Source organism: Bradyrhizobium sp. CCGUVB23 (assembly GCF_024199885.1).
Taxonomy (GTDB): domain Bacteria; phylum Pseudomonadota; class Alphaproteobacteria; order Rhizobiales; family Xanthobacteraceae; genus Bradyrhizobium.
In genome coordinates this window covers 2,707,211-2,725,528 of the sequence record NZ_JANADQ010000001.1, presented here as the reverse complement: position 1 = coordinate 2,725,528, position 18,318 = coordinate 2,707,211, and the positions used below count along the sequence as shown (strand labels likewise).

Annotated in this window: 19 protein-coding genes; 18 read left to right on the top strand and 1 reads right to left on the bottom strand. The window is 64.1% G+C overall.

Annotation, left to right across the window (positions count from 1 at the left end; genetic code table 11):
• Positions 1 to 2 precede the first annotated feature (2 nt).
• The 11 genes from NLN62_RS12430 to NLN62_RS12380 all read left to right on the top strand — a co-directional run bounded on the left by NLN62_RS12430 (position 3) and on the right by NLN62_RS12380 (position 10,699).
• Positions 3 to 1,115 (top strand): replication initiator protein A, encoded by a 1,113-nt coding sequence (locus tag NLN62_RS12430; protein WP_254108985.1) that lies wholly within the window; start codon positions 3 to 5, stop codon positions 1,113 to 1,115.
• Entirely contained in the window at positions 1,112 to 1,750 is a 639-nt protein-coding gene (gene parA, locus NLN62_RS12425; protein WP_254108984.1) for a ParA family partition ATPase, read from the top strand. Before NLN62_RS12430 ends, parA begins: the two co-directional genes overlap by 4 nt.
• Positions 1,747 to 2,001 (top strand): hypothetical protein, encoded by a 255-nt coding sequence (locus tag NLN62_RS12420; protein WP_254108983.1) that lies wholly within the window; start codon positions 1,747 to 1,749, stop codon positions 1,999 to 2,001. The genes parA and NLN62_RS12420 overlap by 4 nt, the downstream gene beginning before the upstream one ends.
• Complete coding sequence (locus NLN62_RS12415) at positions 1,998 to 2,516, top strand: DUF2840 domain-containing protein (protein WP_254108982.1); 519 nt, start codon at positions 1,998 to 2,000, stop codon at positions 2,514 to 2,516. Before NLN62_RS12420 ends, NLN62_RS12415 begins: the two co-directional genes overlap by 4 nt.
• Positions 2,513 to 3,058, top strand: a complete 546-nt coding sequence (locus NLN62_RS12410) for a S26 family signal peptidase (protein ID WP_254108981.1) — start codon at positions 2,513 to 2,515, stop codon at positions 3,056 to 3,058. Before NLN62_RS12415 ends, NLN62_RS12410 begins: the two co-directional genes overlap by 4 nt.
• 34 nt (positions 3,059 to 3,092) lie before the next feature.
• The gene (locus tag NLN62_RS12405; protein WP_254108980.1) at positions 3,093 to 3,428 is read left to right on the top strand and encodes a DUF736 domain-containing protein; all 336 of its coding nucleotides are present in this window, start codon (positions 3,093 to 3,095) and stop codon (positions 3,426 to 3,428) included.
• A gap of 4 nt (positions 3,429 to 3,432) precedes the next feature.
• Entirely contained in the window at positions 3,433 to 4,344 is a 912-nt protein-coding gene (locus NLN62_RS12400) for a lytic transglycosylase domain-containing protein (RefSeq protein ID WP_254108979.1), read from the top strand.
• A 514-nt stretch (positions 4,345 to 4,858) separates the two neighbouring features.
• Positions 4,859 to 5,947, top strand: coding sequence for an IS110 family transposase (locus NLN62_RS12395; RefSeq protein ID WP_254108978.1), 1,089 nt, complete (start codon positions 4,859 to 4,861; stop codon positions 5,945 to 5,947).
• Positions 5,948 to 6,497: 550 nt separating this feature from the next.
• Positions 6,498 to 8,237, top strand: coding sequence for a VirD2 family relaxase/mobilization nuclease (locus tag NLN62_RS12390; RefSeq protein ID WP_254108977.1), 1,740 nt, complete (start codon positions 6,498 to 6,500; stop codon positions 8,235 to 8,237).
• Positions 8,238 to 8,278: 41 nt separating this feature from the next.
• A complete protein-coding gene (locus NLN62_RS12385) occupies positions 8,279 to 10,261 on the top strand; it encodes a conjugal transfer protein TraG (protein ID WP_254108976.1) in 1,983 nt (660 codons plus the stop codon).
• Between the two features lie 6 nt (positions 10,262 to 10,267).
• Entirely contained in the window at positions 10,268 to 10,699 is a 432-nt protein-coding gene (locus NLN62_RS12380; protein WP_254108975.1) for a CopG family transcriptional regulator, read from the top strand.
• 76 nt (positions 10,700 to 10,775) lie between these two features.
• On the opposite strand, the gene NLN62_RS12375 is transcribed toward NLN62_RS12380, so the two are convergent.
• Positions 10,776 to 11,438, bottom strand: coding sequence for a hypothetical protein (locus NLN62_RS12375; RefSeq protein WP_254108974.1), 663 nt, complete (start codon positions 11,436 to 11,438; stop codon positions 10,776 to 10,778).
• A 377-nt stretch (positions 11,439 to 11,815) separates the two neighbouring features.
• Between NLN62_RS12375 and trbB the strand changes: the two genes are divergently transcribed.
• The 7 genes from trbB to trbL are packed head-to-tail and all read left to right on the top strand — an operon-like array spanning position 11,816 to position 18,318.
• Complete coding sequence (trbB, locus tag NLN62_RS12370; RefSeq protein WP_254108973.1) at positions 11,816 to 12,814, top strand: P-type conjugative transfer ATPase TrbB; 999 nt, start codon at positions 11,816 to 11,818, stop codon at positions 12,812 to 12,814.
• Complete coding sequence (locus tag NLN62_RS12365) at positions 12,811 to 13,152, top strand: TrbC/VirB2 family protein (RefSeq protein ID WP_254108972.1); 342 nt, start codon at positions 12,811 to 12,813, stop codon at positions 13,150 to 13,152. The genes trbB and NLN62_RS12365 overlap by 4 nt, the downstream gene beginning before the upstream one ends.
• The gene (locus NLN62_RS12360) at positions 13,152 to 13,427 is read left to right on the top strand and encodes a VirB3 family type IV secretion system protein (protein ID WP_254099659.1); all 276 of its coding nucleotides are present in this window, start codon (positions 13,152 to 13,154) and stop codon (positions 13,425 to 13,427) included. The genes NLN62_RS12365 and NLN62_RS12360 overlap by 1 nt, the downstream gene beginning before the upstream one ends.
• A 7-nt stretch (positions 13,428 to 13,434) precedes the next feature.
• Positions 13,435 to 15,867 carry a conjugal transfer protein TrbE gene (gene trbE, locus NLN62_RS12355; RefSeq protein WP_254108971.1) on the top strand — a complete coding sequence of 811 codons (2,433 nt, stop codon included), beginning with the start codon at positions 13,435 to 13,437 and terminating at the stop codon, positions 15,865 to 15,867.
• A gap of 2 nt (positions 15,868 to 15,869) precedes the next feature.
• Entirely contained in the window at positions 15,870 to 16,628 is a 759-nt protein-coding gene (trbJ, locus tag NLN62_RS12350; RefSeq protein WP_254108970.1) for a P-type conjugative transfer protein TrbJ, read from the top strand.
• Between the two features lie 11 nt (positions 16,629 to 16,639).
• Positions 16,640 to 16,960 carry a putative entry exclusion protein TrbK-alt gene (gene trbK-alt, locus NLN62_RS12345; protein WP_254108969.1) on the top strand — a complete coding sequence of 107 codons (321 nt, stop codon included), beginning with the start codon at positions 16,640 to 16,642 and terminating at the stop codon, positions 16,958 to 16,960.
• Positions 16,957 to 18,318, top strand: coding sequence for a P-type conjugative transfer protein TrbL (gene trbL, locus NLN62_RS12340; RefSeq protein ID WP_254108968.1), 1,362 nt, complete (start codon positions 16,957 to 16,959; stop codon positions 18,316 to 18,318). The genes trbK-alt and trbL overlap by 4 nt, the downstream gene beginning before the upstream one ends.

Sequence of the window (18,318 nt, the reverse complement as noted above, 5' to 3'; positions counted from 1 at the left end):
CTATGTCGCGTCGTCTCATTGTGCCCAGCGAGCGAAGCAAGCTCGACCCGTTCGTCGTCGTTACCGGTGACGCCAGCCCCCGCGACCAGCGCGACCTGATGGAGCGGCCATTTTTCTCGCTCGCCAAGGCCAAGCGGACCAGGCCCATTCTCTATCAGACCGGCGACGTATCCGTCGAAGTCTATGCCGTCCCAGAGCACGGAATGGCGACCATTTGGGATGCCGATGTGCTGATTTGGGCGGCAAGTCAGATTGTCGAGGCCGAGAACCTCGGTCTGAAGACCTCACGTTTCCTGCGCTTCACGCCCTACCAGCTTCTGATCGCGGTCGGTCGACAGACTGGGGCCCGGGATTACAAGCTGCTCAAGGGGGCGTTGGCCCGTCTGCAAGCGACCGTCGTCCGCACCAGCATCCGGCACGGCGAGAATTGGCGGCGTCACCAATTCTCCTGGATCAACGAATGGGAGGAATGTGCGAGGGGCGATGGCCGCATCGAAGGCATGGAATTTGTCCTTCCCGACTGGTTCTATCGCGGCGTCATTGATCGCTCCCTCGTTCTCACCATCGATCCGGCGTACTTCAGCCTGACAGGCGGGATCGAGCGCTGGCTGTACCGCGTCGCGCGCAAGCACGCCGGACGTCAGCCGCGAGGCTGGCTGTTCGAGGTCGCGCATCTTCACGAGAAATCCGGCAGCCTCGCCAAGCTCGCTGACTTCGCCTTTGATCTCCGCCGGATCGCTGCGCGTCAGCCGCTGCCCGGTTACCGCCTGAACATCGAGCGCAGGGATCGGCGTGAGCTGCTGCGCATCCTGCCGTGCAAGTCATCCACAGCACCTGTGGATGGTGCTGTGAATCAGCTCGGGACTTCGGGCGTTCGCGCTATCGGGACTTCGGGCGTCCCTGTATCGGGATTTCGGGAGTGCAAACCACAGCTAACGCTCTGGCAAGACGCAACGATCCCGGGCCGTAACTTAGAGTCTAACCTAGAATCTAACTGTTGTAGTGGGCCGGTGCGTGTTGCGGATAACGCCGCCGCGAGCGCTGAGCTGCCAACCGAGCATTCAAGCGAACAATCTCTACCGCATCCCGACCATAAGACGGGAGGCGGGCGATGATTGTCGCGCTGCTCAACCAGAAGGGCGGTGTCGGGAAAACGACGCTCGCTCTGCACCTCGCCGGCGAATGGGCGCTGCGCGGAAAGCGCGTGACGTTGATCGATGCCGACCCGCAGGGTTCGGCCCTTGACTGGTCGCAGCAACGAGCGCGAGAAAACGTCGCGCGGTTGTTCGGTGTCGTTGGTCTTGCGCGCGACACGCTCCATCGCGAGGCGCCGGAGATTGCGCGCGACGCCGATCACGTCGTCATTGACGGACCGCCGCGCGTCGCCGGACTGATGCGTTCGGCGCTGTTGGCGGCTGACCTGGTGCTGATCCCCGTGCAGCCGTCGCCATTCGACGGTTGGGCGTCCGCCGAGATGCTGGATCTGCTGCGGGAGGCGCGCATCTACCGTCCGCAACTCGCTGCTCGCTTTGTGCTCAACCGCTGCGGAGCGCGTACGATCATCGCCCGCGAGACAGCCGAGACGCTCGCCGATCATGATCCGCCGGTGCTCACCAGCACCATCGGTCAGCGCGTGGTCTTCGCGGACGCCGCGCAGTCCGGCCGGCTCGTCTTCGAGTTTGCGGATGAGAGCCCCGCTGCTCGCGAAATCACCGCACTCGCCGCTGAAGTTGCGAGGTTCGCGCCATGAACGAACGGTCCATCAAGCGTGGCTTCGTGTCGCGACCCGGCGATGCCGAAAGCTGGATCAAGGCCAGCGAGACGGCGTCGCGCCGCTCGGATGATGCGGCCGCATTCACCGCGCGCCTGACCATCGACGTCACGCCGGCGCTGCGCGGCCGCATCAAGGTCGTGGCGTTCCAGCGTGGCGTCACCGTCGCCGACATGCTGCGCGCTCTGCTGGCGCGGGAGTTCCCCACTGACACTGGAGAGCCGTCATGAATGACAACGAGGCCTTGCCGCCGCGTGCCGTGCCGTCCTCGCATCGGCGTGACGTTGGGCTCACGCATGTCGAGCTGACCTGGATCGAGAAGAGGATCGAGCACTGGCTGCGCTTTGGTCGGCGTACGGAGGAGAAGATCCTCGACCGCCGCCGCAGTGTTTCGAGTTTCGTCCCCGGCAGCATCTTCGGCTTTGTCCGTTGGGCCTCGAACGACTATGGCACCGTGGTGTCGCGCATGGACATCGTGCGCGCCGTGGAGAGCGGCCAGCGCTATCAGACGCTGCCCTTTGTGCGGCCCGGTGGCGAGATCCTGTTGCGCGTCGATAGCTGGCCCAAGGTTGAGCGCGTGTTGCAGGCGGTCGATGCCATCGACGCGCTCGCTATCGATCCGGCTGATGTCGCGCCCGAATACTGGCGGCATCTCCACAACCGCCTCGCCGCCGGCCATGTGCCACGCGCCTACACGCGCGAGCAGCACGTCGCCTGGCTCAAGCGCCGGAGTGTCACGTCATGACCCGGTTCAGCTACGTCGTTCTGACATACATCGCGTCGCTCGCCGCCTGGGGGCTAGTGTTTGTTCAGCCTGCTCCGCGACTGATCTGGAACGCCACAGCAAGCACGCCGACGGGGCTCTATGCGCTACATCCCATCGGTGAACTGCACGCGCTCGACCTCGTCGTGGTGCGGCTCCCAGAGGGGATCGCGAACTTCCTTGCCGAGGGCGACTTCCTGCCAAAAGGCGTGCCGCTGCTGAAGCATGTGATGGCGCTGCCCGGACAGACCGTATGCCGGTCCGGCGACGCTATCACCGTGGATGCTGTTGATGTCGGCGCAGCTCACGATCGCGACCATCTCGGCCGTCCGCTGCCGCGTTGGAGCGGTTGCACCACGCTTGAGCTGGGCGAGGTCTTCCTCATGAACCCAACCGTCCCGGACAGCCTGGACGGACGCTATTTCGGCGCACTGCCCATCAGCTCGATCGTCGCGCGCGCGATCCCGCTTTGGACGGATGAGGCCGGCGACGGCCGTTTCGTCTGGCGTGCCGCTACCCATTGACCCGCATCCCAATCCGCCAACCAAGGAGGTTTCCATGGCGCAAATCGGTCAGTTCACCCGCGAGAAGTCCGGCTTCACCGGGCGCATTGAAACGCTGTTCTTCGAGCGAATTCTCACCCTCGTCCCGGCCGAATCCTCAGATGCCGAAAACGCGCCGGACTACCGTATCCGCCTCGGTGATGGCGAAGGTCCGGAGATCGGCGCGGGCTGGAAACGCACCGGCGAAAAGGCGGGCGACTACGTTTCGCTCGTCATCGACGATCCCACGCTATCGCGCCCGATCCGCGCCAATCTCTTCCAGTCGAGCGACGACAAATCGATCTGGACGCTGAACTGGAATCGTCAGCCCCAGCGCGCCGAGCGGGACTGATCGCATGCAGGATCCCGTCACGTGTGCTGGCTGCAACGCGCATCAAGGCTCGATCTCCTGGTTCGTGTCGTCTCTTCGCCTGATCCCCCTCAAGCTTCGGGCGGCGGTCGCGCGCGGCCGTCAATGGCGACCGCGGGGTGGCGCGCGGAGCACGCCTTCGACGGGCACGAGCAACGCGGCTTGCTCCCATTACGGCGGAGACCTGGCAGGCTTTGCAATTATTCTGCTTACCGGCCTGCTGGTGATTGGTGGGCCGACGGCGCAAGCGCAGGCAGCACCAATCCAACGTCAACAGGCGAGCGAGCGCTATGCCACTCATGTCGCGGAAGCCGCGCAACGCTTCGGCATTCCGGTGGACTGGATCCGTGCCGTCATGCGGATCGAAAGCGGTGGCGATCGGCGCGCGGTGTCACCCAAAGGCGCGCTCGGCTTGATGCAACTCATGCCCAAGACCTGGACGGAGATGCGCGTGCGCTATGGCCTCGGACACGATCCCTTCGATCCGCATGACAACATCTTTGCGGGCGCCGCTTTCCTTCGCGAGCTGCACGACCGCTACGGCTCGCCGGGATTCCTCGCGGCCTATAATGCTGGTCCCGGCCGCTATGAAGACTACCGCGACCGACATCGTCCGCTGCCCACCGAGACCGTCGCCTACGTTGCCGCCATCGTCCCTTTTGTCGATGTGGAGAGCACGCCAGGACCTCTCCTCGTCGCGGCCTCTTCTCGTTCATCCTGGATGCGGGCTCCTCTGTTTTTCGCCCGCGCTGACGGACTGTCTTCCACGACACGAGCGGCATCCGATCGACCGGCGACCGACAAGCCGGCTGCGGTTCCCGTGCATGATCTTTCGGCCATCGCACCGCAGTCGAATGGCCTATTCGTCGCACTCTCGACAACGGGTGGATCGCGATGACTGCACGTTGTCATCAGCATGAACATAAGGAACGACGCTCGCCCGTCTGCGTCCTTGCTGCGGAAGTCTGGCTATTGGTCGCGCGATGGCAGCTTACCACCGCCATCGGCCGCGAAGCGGAGGAGTGCGATAATAACGTGCTGACGGCATATGGGCGATGCCTTCGGCCCGCGCTCTACTCGTCGCTTCGCTCCTCACCGAGCCACCCTACGGGTGTCTCGGCCCTTCGGGTAACGATCGCTATCGCAAGCGCTCGCAAACAGTGGGGGCTTCGCAAGTCAACTGCCAGGTCGCGGCCGCTCTTTCGCAATAAATCGGTCACCAGCCGACGTGTTTTGTCGCAAATCGCCGCGAGTGCCGAAAGTCTGTTGGCTTGGACGTTGAGCCCAGGGAACCAGCGACCGGAACGATTGCCGCCCGTAATCGGTCTGGCGGTGGAAAACCCGGCGAGCGACCATCAAACGGCGCGGTTGCGGCGCCACCGCTGTCGTCTCAGCAACGCGGGAGGCGCGCGATGGACTACTTCTGTGGCCTGGATGTCGGCATGGACGAGACGGCGATGTGCGTGGTGGACGACAAGGGCAAGGTGATGCTGGAGATGGCGGTGGTGACGGATGCCGAGGTGATCAAGACAGCGCTCAAACCCTATCTGGCGCGGCTTCGGCGCGTCGGTCATGAGGCGGGGTCGCTGTCGCCGTGGCTGCATCCGGAATTGCTTCGGCTCGGCTTGCCGGCGGTGTGTTTGGAGACCCAGCATGTGCGCGCCGCGCTGAAGGCGCAGCGCAACAAGACCGACCGGGCCGATGCCCTCGGCATCGCCCATCTGATGCGCACCGGCTGGTTCCGGCGGGCGCACATCAAGAGCGCGGCCTGCTACCGGCTGCGGCTGTTGCTGACGCACCGGCGCAATCTGAAGCGCAAGTTTCTGGATCTCGAGAACGCGATCCGGCATTCGCTGAAGGTGTTTGGTGTTCGCCTGAGCCATGTCGGCCGCGGCGGCTTTGCGCAGGCCGTGCGCGAGGCGGTCGCAGGCGATGCGTTGGTCAGCGAGCTGATCGACGCCATGCTGAATGCGCGCGCCGCGCTGTGGAAGGAGTACTGCCGGCTGCACGATCTGGTCGTCAAGCTGGTGGCGAGCCACGAGCTGTGCCGCCGCTTCATGCAGATTCCCGGTGTCGGGCCGGTCGCGGCGTTGAGCTTTATGACTGCGATCGACGATCCCAGACGCTTCAAACGATCGCGCGATGTCGCGGCCTATTTTGGCCTGACCTCGCGGCGCTGGCAGTCCGGCACCTCGATCGACGTGCAGGGGCGGATCAGCAAGGCCGGCGATGGCGACGTGCGGCGGGCGCTCTATGAGGCGGCCAGCGCGCTTTTGACCCGCTTCAAGAAGAAGGACAAGGTCAAGACCTGGGGCCTGGCGATCGCCAAGCGCACCAGCCACCGCAAGGCGACCGTCGCGGTGGCGCGCAAGCTCGCCGTGATTATGCATGCGATGTGGGTCGACGGCACGTTCTACTGCGGCGATCCAACCGCATCGCAGGCCGACGTGAACGCGCGCACGGCGGTCAAGGAACGCAAGCTGCTCGGAGCCCATAGATGACCAACCGGGAGCCGTTTGCAGCTCGATGACCCGATCAACGTAGTGTTTGAACACGGAGCTCCGCCACAAGCGGAAGAGATCTTGGTGCAGATCAACGACGACGGAACGCACGCTATCTTGCCTGTGGCCACGCGCATGAGGTGCGACGTGGACCACGCACGAATGCCTGTGATGTGGCTCCGTCATGCCGATGGAAAATTGCGCCGCGACGATTCGCGTGCTGCCGCGTTGCAGCCGAACACCCCCGTCGCTGAGCGCGGAAGAGTGCGCGGCGCACCAGGACTCGCGGCTGTGGTGGACAAGCGCGTTCAAGCGTGGCGCAGAGGGCCTTGTCGCAAACGAGAAAGGAAACGAGAATGGGTGCGAGCAGAGCAACAACACGACCGATTAAGAGGGCGAGATAAAAGGCCGCAATGTGCGGCTCGGTCGGTCGGTTGTTGTTGCTTGCGTTTTTTGCTGATCCGGCAATGTGCGTCTTGGGCGCGCAATGTGTGCCTCACCATCAACTCATTGCGCGGGTTCTACATTTCGCACATTGCGAAGGCCGGCCATGGCTGAAGAGAAGGAATTTCAGCCTCGGCCCGGCCGCATCCGCTCCTCACGAAGCCAGCGGGCCAAGCCGTTCATCGCCCAGGCACTCGCGGCCGCTCAGCGCGCCGGCGGCGGCGTCTCGCGGGCCGGCCGCCTCACCAGCCATCGTCAGTCGCGTTTCGGCCGTGGCCGGGTCGCCAGCGAGCGGGCGAATCGTCTGCTTACGGGCCGCTCGCGGCTGGTGACGATCAAGACTCGCGTGGTCCGTCATGCCGCCAGATCAACGCCGCTCGCCGCGCATCTCGGCTATCTCCGTCGCGAGGGCGTCACCCGGGACGGGGAGAGAGCGCACCTGTTCGGCCCCGAGACAGAGGATGCCGATCCGAAGGCCTTCGCCGAGCGCTGCCAAGACGACCGGCACCACTTCCGCTTCATTGTCTCGCCGGAGGACGCAGCCGATTTAGCTGACCTCAAAGGCTTTACCCGCGAGCTCGTCGGCCAGATGGAGGTCGACCTCGGTACCAAGCTCGATTGGGTCGCCGTCGATCATTGGAATACCCAGCACCCGCACGTCCACATCCTCGTGCGCGGCGTCGCCGAGGAGGGGCAGGACCTTGTCATCTCCCGTGCCTATATCAAGGAGGGAATGCGTGCCCGCGCGCAGGATCTGGTCACACAGGAGCTCGGACTGCGCTCCGATCTCGACATTCGCCGTTCGCTTGAGCACCAAGTCGAAGCCGAACGCTGGACACAGCTCGATCGCCAGCTTGTTCGCGACGCAGGCCAGCACGGCGTCATCGACCTTGCGCCCGATCGGACCCAGCAGCCCGATCAGTTCCACGCGCTGAAGGTCGGCCGGCTGCGGCGCCTGGAGAGCCTTGGCCTGGCGCATCAGGTCGGGTCAGGCCAATGGGTCATGGACGAGGGTGCTGAGACGACGTTGCGCGAGCTCGGAGATCGCGGCGACATCATCAAACGGATCCACCGCAGTCTGACCGAACGCGGCATCGACCGCGGGACCGCGAGCTACGTGCTGGCAGGCGAAAGCCTCGACGTCCCTGTAATCGGACGCCTCGTCGATCGCGGTCTCGACGACGAGCTCAAGGGGACTGCCTATGCCGTCGTCGACGGCGTCGATGGCCGTACCCACCATATCAGGCTCGCCGATCTTGATGCTGCTGGCGACAGTGCACCAGGCTCGATCGTCGAACTCCGCAAGTTCGACGACGCGCGGGGACAGCGTCGCGTGGCGCTGGCCGTTCGCTCCGATCTGTCGATTGAAGCGCAGGTGACGGCGAGTGGCGCGACATGGCTCGACCGGCAGGCGGTCGCGCGCGATCCGGTGCCACTTGGCCAGGCTGGCTTTGGCGCCGAGGTCCGGCAGGCCATGGAACGGCGCGCGGAGGAGCTGATCGAGCAAGGTCTCGTCGAGCGCCAGGTGCCTGGATTGGTATTCGCGACGAACCTCATCGGCACGCTGCGCCGTCGGGAGTTGGAGGCTCTGGGTCAGCATCTCGCCGCCGAGACGGGCCAGCCATTCAGTCCGTCCGCTGCCGGAGAATATGTCGCTGGGACCTATCGACAGCGTTTCGCGCTCGCCTCCGGCCGCTTCGCCATGATCGACGACGGTCTCGGCTTCCAGCTCGTGCCGTGGACGCCCTCACTCGAAAAGCAACTCGGTCGCCATGTCTCCGGCGTTGCCCGCGACGACGGTGGCGTCGATTGGGGCTTTGGGCGCGGCCGAGGGCTCGGCCTGTGAGTAAACCTCCACTCACCAAGTTCAAGGAAAGGGCGGCCGCCATGTCCGCGACCAAGATCCTTTGGGGGCAGGTCATCACTGTCTTAGTGATCGTCTTGCTGACGTTCTGGACAGCAACGGAATGGACGGCCTGGCAGCTCGGTTTCCAACCTCAACTCGGGCAGCCTTGGTTCGAACTGCTTGGTTTTCCGATCTACCTTCCGCCCGCCTTTTTATGGTGGTGGTACGCGTACGATGCCTATGCGCCGCACGTATTCATCGAGGGCGCCTATATCGCAGCATCCGGCGGCATCATCGCCGCCGCAGTCGCGATCGGCATGTCGGTCTGGCGCGCCCGCGAAGCCAAGAATGCCGAGACCTATGGCTCCGCGCGGTGGGCAGACGCGAAGGAGATCGCGCAGGCCGGCCTGCTCGGGCCTGACGGTGTGGTTCTCGGCCGGTTCGAACGCGCCTATCTCCGCCATGATGGACCGGAGCACGTCCTGTGCTTTGCTCCCACGAGATCGGGCAAGGGCGTCGGCCTCGTCATCCCGTCGCTGCTGACCTGGCCGGGATCGGCGATCGTCCACGACATCAAGGGCGAGAACTGGCAGCTTACCGCCGGTTTTCGTGCGGGGCATGGCCGGGTTCTTCTGTTCGATCCGACCAATGCAAAGTCGTCAGCCTACAACCCGTTGCTGGAGGTTCGGCACGGCGAGTGGGAGGTGCGTGATGTCCAGAATATCGCCGACATCCTTGTCGACCCCGAGGGCAGCCTCGAGAAGCGGAACCATTGGGAGAAGACCAGCCACGCGCTCCTGGTCGGTGCCATCCTCCACGTCCTCTATGCCGAGGAGGACAAGACCCTCGCCGGCGTTGCGGCCTTCCTATCCGATCCCAAGCGGCCGATCGAATCGACGCTCGCTGCGATGATGCGGACGGCGCATCTCGGTGAGGCGGGCGTGCACCCTGTCGTCGCCTCCGCAGCGCGAGAATTATTGAACAAATCCGGCAATGAACGCTCCGGCGTCTTGAGCACGGCGATGTCGTTCCTGGGTCTCTACCGGGATCCAGTGGTGGCGGAGGTGACGCGGCGCTGCGACTGGCGGATATCAGACATCGTTGGCGCAGAGCGAGCGACAACCCTTTACCTCGTCGTGCCGCCATCGGACATCAACCGCACCAAGCCGCTGATCCGGTTGATCCTCAATCAGATCGGCCGCCGCCTGACCGAAGATCTCCAGGCCAAGGCAGGCCGGCGCCGGCTCCTCCTGATGCTCGACGAATTCCCGGCGCTCGGCCGGCTCGATTTCTTCGAGTCGGCGCTCGCCTTCATGGCCGGCTACGGCATCAAGAGCTTCCTGATCGCGCAGTCGCTGAACCAGATCGAGAAGGCCTATGGGCCGAACAATTCGATCCTCGACAACTGTCACGTCCGGGTCAGCTTCGCGACCAATGACGAACGGACGGCGAAGCGGGTGTCTGACGCGTTGGGGATGGCGACTGAGATGAAGGCGATGAAGAACTATGCCGGCAGCCGGCTGGCACCTTGGCTCGGACATCTCATGGTATCGCGGTCGGAGACCGCCCGGCCGCTGTTGACGCCCGGTGAGATGATGCAGCTTCCGCCATCAGACGAGATCGTCATGATGTCCGGCCTGCATCCGATCCGCGCGAGGAAGGCGCGCTACTACGAGGACACTCGTTTCCAGGAGCGCATTTTGGCGCCGCCGATGCTGACCAAGCCCAACGACACACGGCCGGACGATTGGAGTTTACGGCCACTCCCGCCGCGCCCCATGCCCCCTCCGGCCTCGGCCAGCGACGAGACCGACGTAGAGGATCCGAAGATTGCCGATCGTCGGCGGCAGCATGAACTGGGTCACGACACAGTGGAGAAGACGGAACCGCTCGACAACGAGTTCGCGGCCGATCTTGCCGACGAGTTCGACGAAGATGCCCCGCGGATCAGGCGCATGAACGATGTGATGCAGGGCGTCGCGCGCCAGGCATCACTCGATCCCGGCGACGATCTCGGATTGTGAGGCAGCATGACCGCACCGAAGAAGAAAGCCCAGATGTCGGTCTACCTCGACCCGGAGGTCATGAAGACGCTGTCGGCCTATGCCGCCCGGCGCGAGCAGCCGATGTCGCTCATCGCAGAAGCCGCCATCGCGTCCTTCCTGTCACCCGACGCCGATGAGCGGCGGGAGGCTGCCATTGCCAAGAGACTCGACCAGGTCGATCGCCGCATCGCGCGGCTTGAGCGGGATGTTGGGATCTCGGTCGAGACCATGGCGTTGTTCGTCCGCTTCTGGCTCACAACGACACCGCCACTCCCCGAACCGGCCGCAAAAGCGGCACGGGCACAGGCGGGCGCGCGCTACGACAACTTCGTCGCCGCCCTCGGGCGACGGCTCAGTCAAGGGCCGAAGCTGCGGCAGGAGATCCCGGAGGATGTTCAGGAAAGCGAGCCGACGTGAGGGGCGGGCGCCTTACTCTTCCGCGTGCGGACCTAGACCTTGCATTCCCATCCGATACTTAGGAGTGCGCTTACGACTACTCTGCACCGCAGATCGGATCCGCTTTTTGCTTGTAAACGGGATTCCAGCGCAGCGTTATGGCGCAATGGTAGTTATATTCAGCGTGGTCCTTAAACATTCCGGTACGCCTGTTTTCTTCACCGGGAGTTACGTCGCTGACGTCGTGCGGTTTGTCGCCCAATTGACGGCTGCTGACGACAGAGTTGATGAAATCTGTGCAATAAGCTCCCGGGTTGTAACCGCCGCCCCGCCAGCCGGTCGTTCCCTGCAATCTCTCTGAATTTTCCCAATGATCAATTCCAAAGGCTTGGCTTGAACAGACCTTCCAGTTCGGCGCTTTCGTGCAGATCTGATTTATTGCAAGCGTTGCCATCTGGGTCCCGCACTTGCGTACGTCTACCAGTTCTCCAGCGAGTTGCTCCTGAACGACGTTCTCAAAATCTTTCGTTTGAACATTGACGCCAACTTCGCCTCCGAGTTGGCCGAGGGCTTTTGCAATTAGTCCTTTCGCTTCCGCGGTCAAATCGCCTTTGGCTGTAACCATCGTAGACTTTCCAGCCTGCTTTACCTGCCCGCAGATCCGCTCGGCAAAGTCACCGGCCTCCTTAAGGCACTGAGCATCGGCCACCTGTGGGAAAGTCATCACGGTTGCTGCAACTAGAAACATACGCGCCTTCATGGCCGATCTCCGTTGGAAACTTTACGGCGGAAAATTCACAACTACATCATGCCCCCCAAATGCTTCATGACGACATCGCAACAGATTCATGAAAGAGAAGTATTGATTTTCGCCGGCTACTCCGACGTCGGCCAGCTGGCGTGAGACGAAAATGTCCTTCAGCCATTTGATCGCATCCGGGATCCGTTCCCGCCAATAGCGTCGTTTTCGGCACGCTCGTCCGATCAGTACGTTTTCGATCCAGCAAGTATTTTTTCTCTGCACTACGCCGGATCCCTACCACGGCTGAATATTTGTTGAACTAACTCGTTTCCTGCCTTCTCTACTCATCCCCGTCGTCGATCGCATTTTGCGATTGACGCTCGACGGGGGCGGTCGTGGCGGTCACTTCAATCCATTCAGAAGCCTTCTCGCGTGGCGCGCGCATGCTGCGCACCGCGCTTGGTCCGGCGATCGCGACGTTCCTCGAAGACCCTTCGATTGTCGAGGTGATGCTCAATCCCGACGGTCGGCTCTGGATCGACCGACTATCAGGCGGACTGGAGGACAGCGGACAGACGATGCCCGCGGCCGATGGTGAACGGATCGTGCGCCTGGTCGCGCACCATGTCGGCGCTGAGGTCCATGCCAACAAACCCCGCGTTTCGGCCGAGCTTCCCGAGACGGGAGAGAGGTTCGAGGGACTGCTTCCGCCTGTCGTTTCGGCGCCTGCCTTTGCAATCCGCAAGCCTGCGGTAGCGGTGTTCACGCTGGATGACTACGTCGCCGCCGGCACCATGACCGCCGGTCAGGCGGCGGCGCTGCGCGCTGCGGTCGCTTCGCGCAAGAACATCCTGGTCGCTGGCGGCACCTCGACCGGCAAGACCACGCTCACCAACGCACTGCTCGCCGAGATCGCCGGCACCACCGATCGCGTGGTGCTGATTGAGGACACGCGCGAGCTGCAATGCCGCGCGCCCAATCTGGTTGCGCTGCGCACCAAGGACGGCGTCGCGTCGCTATCCGATCTGGTCCGGTCTTCGCTGCGTTTGCGCCCCGACCGCATTCCGGTCGGAGAGGTGCGAGGCAGCGAAGCTTTGGAGCTCCTCAAAGCCTGGGGCACCGGCCACCCCGGTGGAATCGGAACGATTCACGCGGGCTCCGCGCTGGGCGCGCTTCGCCGCCTCGAACAGCTCATCCAGGAAGCCGTCCTCACTGTTCCCAAGGCGCTGATCGCCGAGACGATCGATCTCGTCGCGGTGCTACGCGGCCGCGGTAGCGAACGCCGCCTTGCTGAACTTGCTCTCGTCGCCGGGCTCGATCCCGCAACCGGCGATTACCGCATCCAATCCGCCGGGGCGGGCGGCGACCCCTCGCTTCCCGGAGATCCACCATGATCCAGCTTCCCCCCTCGCTCCGTCACGTCCGCGGCCGCTTCACCGAGGTCGCCGCGATTGCCTTCATGTCAATCGTGTTCGCGCCCGCGGCCTACGCCTCCGGCTCCTCGATGCCGTGGGAGACGCCGCTCAATCAGATCCTGGAGTCGGTGCAGGGTCCGGTCGCCAAAATCATCTCGGTCATCATCATCACCGTGACAGGCCTGACGCTTGCGTTCGGCGACACCGCCGGCGGCTTCCGCCGACTGATCCAGATCGTCTTCGGCCTGTCGATCGCCTTCGCTGCATCGAGCTTCTTCCTGACCTTCTTCTCCTTCTCGGGTGGGGCACTGGTCTGATGGTGGGAATCGTCGATCCAGAGGTGCCGGGCTTTTTCGCGCCGGTCCATCGGGCGCTGACGGACCCAATCCTGATGGGGGGCGCGCCGCGCAGCGTCGCGATCGCCAACGGCACGCTGGCGGCCGCCATTGCGCTCGGCCTGCGCCTCTGGATTCCCGGCGCGCTGCTCTGGGCTGTTGGCCACGCAGCCGCCGTCTGGGCGGCCAAGCGCGACCCGCAATTCGTGGACGTCGTCAGGCGCCACCTCCGCTATCCGCCATACCTCGCCACATGAGGCTGCCATGCTGAACCTCACTGAGTATCGTAATCGACCCGCCAGCCTTCCGGACTTTCTGCCCTGGGCCGCTCTGGTCGAACGCGGCGTCGTCCTCAACAAGGACGGATCGTTCCAGCGGACGGCGCGCTTCCGTGGTCCTGATCTCGACAGCGCGACGTCTGCGGAGCTGGTCGGCGTAACAGCCCGCCTCAACAACGCATTGCGCCGTCTCGGCTCAGGCTGGGCGATCTTCGTCGAGGCCCAGCGCATCGCCGCGCAGACCTATCCGTACGGTGCCTTTCCCGATGCGGCATCCGCGCTGGTTGATCTCGAGCGGCGGGATGCGTTCGAGGAGGCCGGCGCGCATTTCGAGAGTCGGTATTTCCTGACCTTTGTCTGGCTCCCGCCGGCCGAGGATGCATCGCGCATCGAGGGTTGGCTCTATGAGGGGCGAGCAAAGAACGGCGTCGACCCTTACGAGCTGCTGCGCGGCTTCGTCGATCGGACCAACCGCGTCCTGCAATTGGTCGAGGGGTTCATGCCCGAGGTGGGCTGGCTCGATGACGGCGACACGCTCACATACCTGCACTCGACCATCTCGACCCGGCAACAGCGCATCCGCGTCCCGGAGACGCCGATGCACCTCGACGCGCTGCTCGCGGACGAGCCGCTCGCCGGCGGCCTCGAGCCTCGCCTTGGCAGCCATCATCTTCGCACGCTCACGGTGGTCGGTTTTCCGACCGCGACCCATCCCGGAATCCTTGACGAGCTGAACCGGCTTGCTTTTCCTTACCGCTGGTCGACGCGTGCGATCCTCCTCGACAAGACCGAGGCGGTGAAGCTCTTGACCAGGATCCGCCGGCAGTGGTTCGCCAAGCGGAAGTCGATCGCTGCCATCGTCAAGGAGGTGATGACGAACGAGGCTTCGACACTGGTCGATAGCGACGCTGCCAACAAGGCCACTGATGCCGATCTCGCCTTGCAGGAGCTGGGCACCGATGATGTCGGCCAAGCCTACGTCACCGCGACCGTCACTCTCTGGGATGAGGATCCTGGTCGCGCCACCGAAAAACTTCGCCTCGTCGAGAAAGTGATCCAGGGTCGCGACTTCACCTGCATGCCGGAAGGGGTGAATGCGTTAGAGGCCTGGCTCGGCTCGCTGCCGGGGCACGCCTATGCCAACGTTCGCCAGCCGCCGCTCTCGACATTGAATCTGGCCCACTTGATTCCGCTTTCGGCTGTTTGGGCGGGGCCGGCGCGCGACGAGCATTTCAAGGCGCCGCCGCTGTTGTTTGGCAAGACCGAAGGCTCGACGCCATTCCGCTTCTCGCTCCATGTCGGCGACGTCGGCCACAGCCTGATCGTTGGCCCCACCGGCGCCGGCAAGTCTGTGCTGTTGGCGCTGATGGCGATCCAGTTTCGCCGCTATCGGAAGAGCCAGATCTTTGCCTTCGATTTCGGCGGCTCGATCCGAACCGCGGCACTCGCCATGGGCGGCGACTGGCACGACCTCGGCGGCAGCCTGTCCAATAGCGTCGAGGATTCCGTCTCGCTTCAACCGCTTGCGCGCATCGGTGATGCGGCGGAGCGCGCCTGGGCCGCCGAATGGGTGACCGCGATCCTCGCTAAGGAGGGCGTCACCATCGATCCGACCGCGAAGGAGCATGTCTGGTCGGCCTTGACCTCACTCGCGTCTTCGCCCGTCGAGGAACGCACAATCACCGGCCTGACCGTCCTGCTGCAATCGACCGCGCTCAAGCAGGCGCTGCAACCCTATTGCGTCGGCGGTCCCTCCGGCCGGCTGCTCGATGCCGAGGATGAGCGGCTTGGCCTCGCGTCAGTCCAGGCGTTCGAGACCGAGGGTCTGATCGGCGCCGGTGCGGCGCCCGCCGTCCTCACCTACCTCTTCCATCGCATCGAAGGACGGCTCGACGGCCGACCGACGCTCCTGATCATCGACGAGGGCTGGCTCGTCCTCGACGATCCGGCCTTCGCCCAACAGCTTCGCGAATGGCTGAAGACGCTCCGGAAGAAGAACGCATCCGTCGTCTTCGCTACGCAATCGCTCTCCGACATCGATGGCAGCAACATCGCGCCCGCGATCGTCGAAAGCTGCCCAACGCGAATCTTCCTGCCGAACGAGCGCGCCATAGAGCCCCAGCTCACAGCGATTTATCGGCGCTTCGGCCTCAATGATCGCCAGATCGAGATCATCGCGCGAGCGACACCGAAGCGGGACTACTACTGCCAATCGCGGCGCGGCAATCGACTGTTCGAGCTGGGTTTAGGCCCGATCGCGCTCGCCTTCTGCGCGGCATCCTCCAGGGACGACCATGCCGCGATCGAACGGCTGCTCGCCGAGCACGGCCGCGAGAATTTTACGCCGGCCTGGCTCGCGGATCACGAGCTCCTGTGGGCCGCCGATCTCATCCCCGACCTAACAAACCTGGAGGTGTAATCATGACCGTTCGTAAGACGAGGCGCGTGGGCTTAATGGCCGCGACCGCTCTCTCGCTTGCTCTATCGTTCTCGCCGCTTGTGATGACGCGGGCTGACGCGCAGTGGATCGTCTACGACCCCACGAACTTTAGCCAGAACGTGCTGACGGCTGCGCGCGAGCTGCAGCAGATCAATAATCAGATCCAGATGCTGACCAACCAGTCTCAGAGCCTGGTGAATCAGGCGAAGAACCTCGCCAGCCTGCCGATGTCGACGCTGGCGCAGCTCCAGTCAACGATCGCGCGGACGCAATCGCTGCTGAGCCAGGCGCAGAACATTTCTTTCAACGTCCAGCAGATTCAAACTGCATATTCCGGCAGCTACGGCGCGGCGCCGACCACGGGATCCAACGCGACGCTGTTCGCCGCCGCCCAAACCCGTTGGCAGAACTCGGTAGGCGCCTTCGAGGACTCGCTGAAAGTGCAGGCTGGCGTTGTCGGCAATATCCCGACCAACTCCAGCGCGATGACGTCGCTGGTATCAGCCAGCCAGTCCGCCAGTGGCGCGCTGCAGGCAGCTCAAGCCGGCAACCAGCTCCTTGCCCTGCAATCTCAGCAGCTCTCAGACTTGGTCGCGGTTCTCGCGGCGAAGGGACGCGCGGACGCGCTCGAGCAGGCACGCGTGACGGCGACGGAGTCGCAAGGCGCCCAGCAATACAAGATCTTTGCGACGCGCAGCGGCTACCAGCCTGGCAACGTCACCATGTTCAGCGGCAACTGAAGGCGCGGAAGATGGATCGCTCGGATTTTTGGCGCGCAGTCGCGATGGTCGCCCTGTTGGCCCTCTTCATGGCCACGCTGTCCTATATCCATCGGCGCCCAGTGCCGCGGCCGGTATCCGAGGCTCCCGCCATCTCCGCACCCGATGATCTCTCGGCCGAGCTGCGCCGCTGCCGCGCGCTCGGGCCGGAGGATGCCGAAGATCCGCACTGTCGGGCGGTCTGGGAGGAGAACCGCGCGCGCTTCTTCGGCAGGCCGGCGCGGCCGCTGCTGCCACAGGCCGCGCCGGCCAATCCGCCGACGGCGAATGCCAAGGAAGGAGGTGAGCGATGAACAACGTCGGCGTCATCGACACCTTCCTCAATACCTACACCACCTATATCGACTCTGGCTTCGGCCTGATCAAAGGCGAGGTCACCTATCTCGCCTCGACGCTTATCGTCGTCGACATCACCCTGGCCGGCATATTCTGGGCCTGGGGCGCCGACGAAGACATTCTTCAGCGGTTGGTGAAAAAGACTCTCTATATCGGTTTCTTCGCCTTCATTATCACCAACTTCAACAATCTCTCCGGCGTCATCTTCAACAGCTTCGCCGGCCTTGGCCTGAAGGCCGGCGGCTCGTCGATATCGACCGCAGACTTCCTGCGGCCAGGCCGGCTTGCGCAGGTCGGCCTCGATGCCGGGCAGCCGCTGCTCGACGCCGCAAGCCAGATGATGGGCTTCACCAGCTTCTTCGCCAATTTCGTCCAGATCGCCGTGCTGATGGTCTCCTGGCTGCTGGTGCTGATCGCCTTCTTCATTCTGGCGGTGCAGCTGTTCGTCACCCTGATCGAGTTCAAGCTGACGACGCTCGCCGGCTTCATCCTCATTCCCTTTGCCCTATTCAACAAGACCGCGTTCTTGGCCGAGAAGGTGCTCGGCAACGTGGTCGCCTCCGGCATCAAGGTGATGGTGCTCGCCGTCATCGTCGGCATTGGCTCCGGGCTGTTCTCCCAGTTCACGTCAGCCTATGCCGGCGGCCAGCCGACCATCGAGCAGGCGCTCTCTGTCGTGCTCGCCTCGCTCGCCATGCTCGGTCTTGGCATCTTCGGTCCCGGCATCGCAACCGGTCTTGTCTCAGGGGCACCGCAGCTTGGCGCGGGTGCTGCCGTCGGCACCGGCCTTGCCGTTGCCGGCACGGCGATGGCGGCGGGCGCGGGGCTGGGGCTCGCGGGGAGGGGAGCAATGGCCGCGACCTCCGGTGCTGCGGCTGCCGCACGCGGTGGTGCGGCGATGGCAGGCGGCATGTCCTCCGCCTACAGCCTCGCATCAGCCGGTCAATCTGGCGCCGGCGGCATCGCTTCCGGTCTCGGTGGCGCCGGCCGCGCTGCAGCCAGCGCGGCGACAGCTCCCGCAAGACGCGCCGCTGCGCAAGCAGCAGGGGCAATGACGGAGAGTTTCGCCTCTGGCGCCAGCGCCGGTGTCGCAAACACGGGTGGTTCCTCGACCATGGGGACCATTGAGCGTGGCGCGGCCGCAAACGATGGAGCCACCCCTGGAGCGGCGAGCGAGAACGGTCCGCCTGCCTGGGCCCAGCGCGTCAAGCGCAATCAGACGATCGTTCACGGCGCGCAGACGGCCGCGCAAGCCCTCAAATCCGGCGACAGCCATGGCGGCGGCCACTCCGTCGACCTCAGTGGAGGAGAATAA